Raw genomic sequence first — 5,314 nt, forward strand, 5'->3', positions numbered from 1 at the left:
GACGATCTTCGCGGAGGTGGTGGCGCGGGTGGGGGCGGCCGCGTTAGAGCTTGCGAAGTCCACTGAGGACCCTTTCGAGCAGCGTGACGTCGGGCTGGGTTCCGGATTCGCCGCCGGAAGCGGGCTGGTGGATGGCGACCAGGCCGGCCTCGGCCAGGTCGGCCACGAGGATCCGGGCCACTCCCAGGGGAAGGGAGAGCAGCGCCGAGACCTCGGCCACGGACTTGACCTCGGTGCACAGGGTGCAGATCCGCTGGTGCTCGGGGAGCAGGGTGGCCAGGCGTTGCGGATCCACGTTGGCGGAGACGAGCGCCTCCAGGGCGAGCTCGTACCGGGGCCTGGTGCGTCCTCCGGTCATCGCGAACGGGCGGATCAGCGGGCCGGAGTCCACCTCGTCGTCGTAGTCGTCGCCCGTCCCGAAGTCCTGGACCGGCCCGTGGTGGCCGGGAACGTGGGCGGGCTGTCCGGCCGACTGCCCGACGGCCGGGCCGCGGCCGGGGAGGTGGCCGGGGTGCTGTCCGACCGTCCCGTCCGGGTAGCCGGGCGGCGGAGCGTCGTACGAGGGCCGGGGCTGCGCGTACTGGTCGTACTGTCCCGGCGGGTACGGCCGGCCGTACGACGGCTGACCGTAGTGCTGGCCGTGCTGGCCGTGGAGCGGCTGGCCGTACTGCTGACCGTGGCCGACGACGCCGGGTGCTCCGAAGGCGTCATGGCCTGTGCCAGGGTACGGAACGCCGTATTGGCCGCTGCGGTCGTCGGGCGGTGTCACGGTTCCTCTCCTCACAGGGTGCGGCGGTGCGGTGCGAGCTCGGGCACTGGTCCTGAGCCGGTGGTGCGAAGGCCGTACAACGCCCGAACCCGAGCCCGCCGAAGCGGGCCCGGGACGGACGTGGAGGTGCTTCGAATACCTGGACGGTATCCGACGGACCGTCAGTGCAGGAGACTGCCCTGGAGTTCTGCGCGGAGTGCGGGGGTGAGGACGGCGCCGGCGCGGTCGACGAGCAGCGCCATCTCGTAGCCGACCAGGCCGATGTCGGAGTCGGGGGAGGCCAGGACGGCGAGCGCGGAGCCGTCGCTGATGGCCATCAGGAACAGGAAGCCGCGTTCCATCTCGACGACGGTCTGGTTGACCTCGCCGCCCTCGAAGATCCGGCTGGCGCCGGTGGTGAGGGAGGTGAGGCCGGAGGCGACGGCGGCGAGCTGGTCGGCGCGGTCGCGGGGGAATCCCTCGGACATGCACAGCAGGAGGCCGTCCGCGGAGACCACCACCGTGTGCGACACCCCGGGGGTGTTGTCCACGAAATTGGTGATCAGCCAGTTCAGGTTCTGTGCGGCCTGGCTCATCTGACTCAACTCAACGCTCCTGGTGGTTCGAGCCGCCGAAGAGATCGGTGCTGCGATTCTGCTGTCCGTTGCCGGACTGGTCTACCTGATCGGGGTCGATCCGGAAGCTTCCGGTGGTCCCGGCGCTGCGGCCCTGCTCGACGCCGCGGCGCAGGTTGGTGAGCCGGCCGCGGACCTCCTCGGGCGCGCGGGAGACCTGCGGTCCGTCCTGCGGGGTGGGCTTGGCGTTGCCCGCCACCAGGTTCTGCTTCGGCACGCGCCGGGGCAGGCCGGCGGGGGTGGTGCCGCCGGAGGAGGGCTCGCGCAGCTTCTCGGCCCGCTGCCAGTCACCGTCGTTGGGGGACTGCCAGTCGGCGTTGCCGGCGGCGGTCGGGCCGGTGGGCCCGTAGCCGCCGAGGGCGGACACGTCGTGGCCGCGGGGCTCGGCCGGGGTGGCGGAGGTGTCCTTGGCGCCGGTGAACCAGTTCGGGCTGTCGCCGCCGCCGTTGCCGTCCTGGCCGGACGGGAAGCCACCACCGGCCAGCTGCTGGCCGGGGCGGCGCTGCGGCAGCCCGGACGGCAGCGTGGTGGGGGCGGCGGGGGCGCTGTCGGCGGCCGGGAGGGCGGGCTGCTCGGGGGCGTACGGGTGGCCCGCCGGGGCCTCCTCGGTCGGCCGGCCGTACTGCTCGCCGGCGTAGCCGGACCCGTCGTAGCCGGTGTCCTGGCCGTACTCGTCCGTCCGGCCGTACTCGTCGTAGCCCTGCTGCGGGTACTGGCCGTAGCCGTCCTGCTGGTAGCCGTCCTGGCGGTAGCCCTCGGCGTCGTAGCCGCCGTCCTGGCCGTACTCGTCCTGGTAGCCGTACTGGTCGTCGGCGTAGCCGGACTGCCCGTAGCCCTGCTGCGGGTACTGCTCGTCCTGGGCGTAGGCCTCGTCGTTGCGGCGGCCGTAGGCCGGGTACTCCTCGTCGACCTCGGCGTCCAGCACCGGCGGCTGCCCGTCCTGCGGTCCGGCCTCCAGCGCGGCGCGGCGGACCTGGTCCAGGCGCTGCGAGCGCTGGACGGCCTCCAGGGCCGGGCTGAAGCCGGTGGGGCCGGCGTTGCCCATCCCGGTGAGGTGGTCGTCGAAGCCGAGTTCGGCGGCGCTGCGGACCGGGTCGTGGTCGACGGCCCACTCGGGGGCCGGCTCCTGGTCGGCGAAGATCCGGGAGACGGTGAACTGCTCCTCGGGCTCCGGAGCCGCGGCCATCTGGGTCACGAACGGCGGCAGCATGACCAGCGAGGTGGTGCCGGCCGACTCGCCGGACGGGCGGAGCTGGACGCGGATGTCGTGCCGCTGGGAGAGCCGGCCGACCACGAACAGGCCCATGCGGCGGGAGATGGTGGCGTCGACCGTGGGCGGCTCGGCCAGCTTCTCGTTGATCTCCGCGAAGTCCTCGGCGGTGAGGCCGATGCCCTTGTCGTGGATCTCGACGAGCACCCGGCCGTCCGGCAGCCGGGTCGCGTTGACCAGCACCCGGGTCTGCGGACTGGAGAACGTGGTGGCGTTCTCCAGCAGCTCGGCGAGCAGGTGGACGAGGTCGGTCACGGCGGCGCCGACGACCTCGGCCTCGGGGATGCCGGAGAGCTCGACGCGCTCGTACTGCTCCACCTCGGACGCGGCGGCGCGCAGCACGTCGACCAGCGGGACCGGGGTGTTCCAGCGGCGGCCGGCCTCCTCGCCCGCGAGGACGAGCAGGTTCTCACCGTTGCGGCGCATACGGGTGGCGAGGTGGTCCAGCTTGAAGAGGTTCTCCAGCTGGTCCGGGTCGGCCTCGTTGTTCTCGAGGTCGGTGATCAGCGCCAGCTGGCGCTGGATCAGGCTCTGGCTGCGGCGCGACAGGTTGGTGAAGATCGCGTTGACGTTGCCTCGCAGCAGCGCCTGCTCGGCGGCGAGCGCCACCGCCTGCCGGTGGACCTGGTCGAAGGCCCGGGCGACCTCGCCGATCTCGTCCTTGCCGTGCAGCGGGATCGGGGTGACGTTGGTGTCCACCCGGTCCGGGTCGGTCTTGGAGAGCCGCTCGACCAGCTCGGGCAGACGGTGGTCGGCGATGTCGAGGGCGGCGTTGCGCAGGGTGCGCATGCCGAGGATCATCGAGCGGGCCACGTAGCCGGTGAGGACACCGGCCAGGATCAGTGCGGTGAGCACGATCAGCGAGTTGAGGATGGCGTCGAAGCGGGCGTTGTCGCGCAGCTCGGCGGCGTCCACGAGCACGTCGTCCAGCAGCGCGACCTCGGTGGCGCGGAGGCTGGCCATGTGGGTGTTGGCGGCCTGGTTCCAGTTCTCCGGCGTCAGACCGGAGTCCTTGGCGTCCTTGTAGGCGCGGTCGGCGATCTCCTTGCCCTGGGACTGGCCGTTGGCGGCCGCCTGGGTGTAGGCGGTGCCGAGGTTCAGCAGGCCCTGCATGGTCGGCACGCTGCCGTTGGGCATCCGGTAGGCCGCGCGCTGGTCGGCGTTGGCCTGGACGACCTGGGCGTCGGCGTACTTCTTGGCGTCCTCGGGGGCGCTGCCGGTGTTGAACTCGGAGAGCGCGGTCTGTTCCAGGCGCTGGGCGACCAGCAGCTGCTGGATGAGGTCGACGTTCTCGTACCGGGTGGTCTTCTGGGCGGAGATGCCGACCAGCAGCTGCAGCATGAGGGCGCGCTGGGTCGAGGCCGAGGCCTTGGCCAGCGACATGGCGTAGATCGAGCGGCCCTTGCTGGTCAGGTTGGACGAGCCGAGGCCGACCGAGTTGTCGTAGGACAGCAGCGGGGCGAACATCACCGAGTAGGCGCTGACGGTCGCGGAGGCGAACAGGTTGTCGGCGTAGGCGGTGGCACGCAGCTGCGGCAGGTAGACGACCACCTGCTGGAAGGCCTCGTGCCGTCGGGGGAGTTCGCCGGACTTGTCGCTGGCCTCGTAGGCCGCGTTGTAGGCCTTGAGGGCGGCGTCGGTGGTCGAGCGCGCCTTGGTGACGTCGTTGTTCGGGTCCTGCTTGGTGATCAGGGGTATGAGCGTCTTGTCGCGCTCGCTCTCCAGGGCCTCGGCGAGCTCGGTGGCGGCCTTGGCGAGGGTGGCGGTGCGCTGGGCGCGGTCGGCCTTGATGAAGCCGTCGATCGAGGTGTTGACGCGCAGGCCGCCGAAGACCAGGGCGATGACGACCGGGATCAGCAGGATCGCGATCAGTCGGGCGGGCACGCGCCAGTTGCGCGGGCGCACGAAGTCGTACCGGCTGCTCTTGGGGCCGTTGTCGTTCGTGCCGCTGCCGCCGGAGCCGGTACCGGTGGTGGAGCCGGTGTCCTGGCCCGACGCGCGGTCCTTGCCGGGGTTCGGCTGCTGCGGTGCCGGGGCCGTTTGCGGCCGTTCCTCGACCGGCGTGAACGCCGAGAACCCGCCCGGTTCCGGTGCGGTGCCGTTCGGCTCGCTCTGGCGGGGCTCGGAGCGCCGCTGCGGGGCGACCTGCTGCTTACGCCTCACTCGACAACTACCTCTCGGCCGACAGCCGGCCATGGATCAATCCAGCGCTACCCCGGGGGCCGCCCGCTCCGGGGAACGGCAGCCGTATGGGATCCAGGGGTAGCTGGAATTTCAGCACGTGCAGGGATGGGGGACAAACAGCTGCTGGTGGGCGGAGCGGGAGGTGCAATTCAGGACATTCACCGACATGTTGGAGCAAAACTGTGGTCTTCTGGCGCTGAGTGATGCCGATTCGCTACAAACAGTCATTGTTGATCACGAAATGCCTACCGAACTGTTATCCGCCGCTTATGCGGGGGTCTTGCGCGAGGCGCCCGGACGACACCTCTCCGCAAGCGAACGCGCCCCGGTACCCCGTCGGCGCGACGGGGTACCGGGGCCGCCGGCCTCGGTGTCCGCTCAGCGCAGGCGGGCGAGGAGGGCGTGTTCGACGAGGGTGATGAGGGCGCTCTTGGCGCTGTCGCGGCGTCGGGCGTCGAGGGTGATGACGGGGGTGTC

At 71.4% G+C, this 5,314-nt stretch carries 3 protein-coding genes and 1 pseudogene; all 4 read right to left on the reverse strand.

Annotated features, from left to right (window positions below; genetic code table 11):
• Positions 1 to 43: 43 nt before the first annotated feature.
• The gene (locus ACFVVU_RS38890) at positions 44 to 769 is read right to left on the reverse strand and encodes a DUF742 domain-containing protein (RefSeq protein WP_380688028.1); all 726 of its coding nucleotides are present in this window, start codon (positions 767 to 769) and stop codon (positions 44 to 46) included.
• A 161-nt stretch (positions 770 to 930) separates the two neighbouring features.
• Entirely contained in the window at positions 931 to 1,344 is a 414-nt protein-coding gene (locus ACFVVU_RS38895) for a roadblock/LC7 domain-containing protein (RefSeq protein ID WP_344345973.1), read from the reverse strand.
• A 10-nt stretch (positions 1,345 to 1,354) separates the two neighbouring features.
• Positions 1,355 to 4,816: a nitrate- and nitrite sensing domain-containing protein gene (locus ACFVVU_RS38900; protein ID WP_380688030.1), complete on the reverse strand. Its 3,462-nt coding sequence runs from the start codon at positions 4,814 to 4,816 to the stop codon at positions 1,355 to 1,357.
• Between the two features lie 399 nt (positions 4,817 to 5,215).
• A pseudogene (locus tag ACFVVU_RS38905) lies at positions 5,216 to 5,314 on the reverse strand (ATP-binding protein); the annotation flags it as partial.

Origin of the sequence: Kitasatospora sp. NPDC057965 (genome assembly GCF_042887135.1) — a bacterium.
Classification (GTDB): domain Bacteria; phylum Actinomycetota; class Actinomycetes; order Streptomycetales; family Streptomycetaceae; genus Kitasatospora.

Bases quoted from the DNA above. Each gene is read 5' to 3' on its own strand.
- ACFVVU_RS38895 (WP_344345973.1), bottom strand. From the start codon at position 1,344: ATGAGCCAGGCCGCACAGAACCTGAACTGGCTGATCACCAATTTCGTG.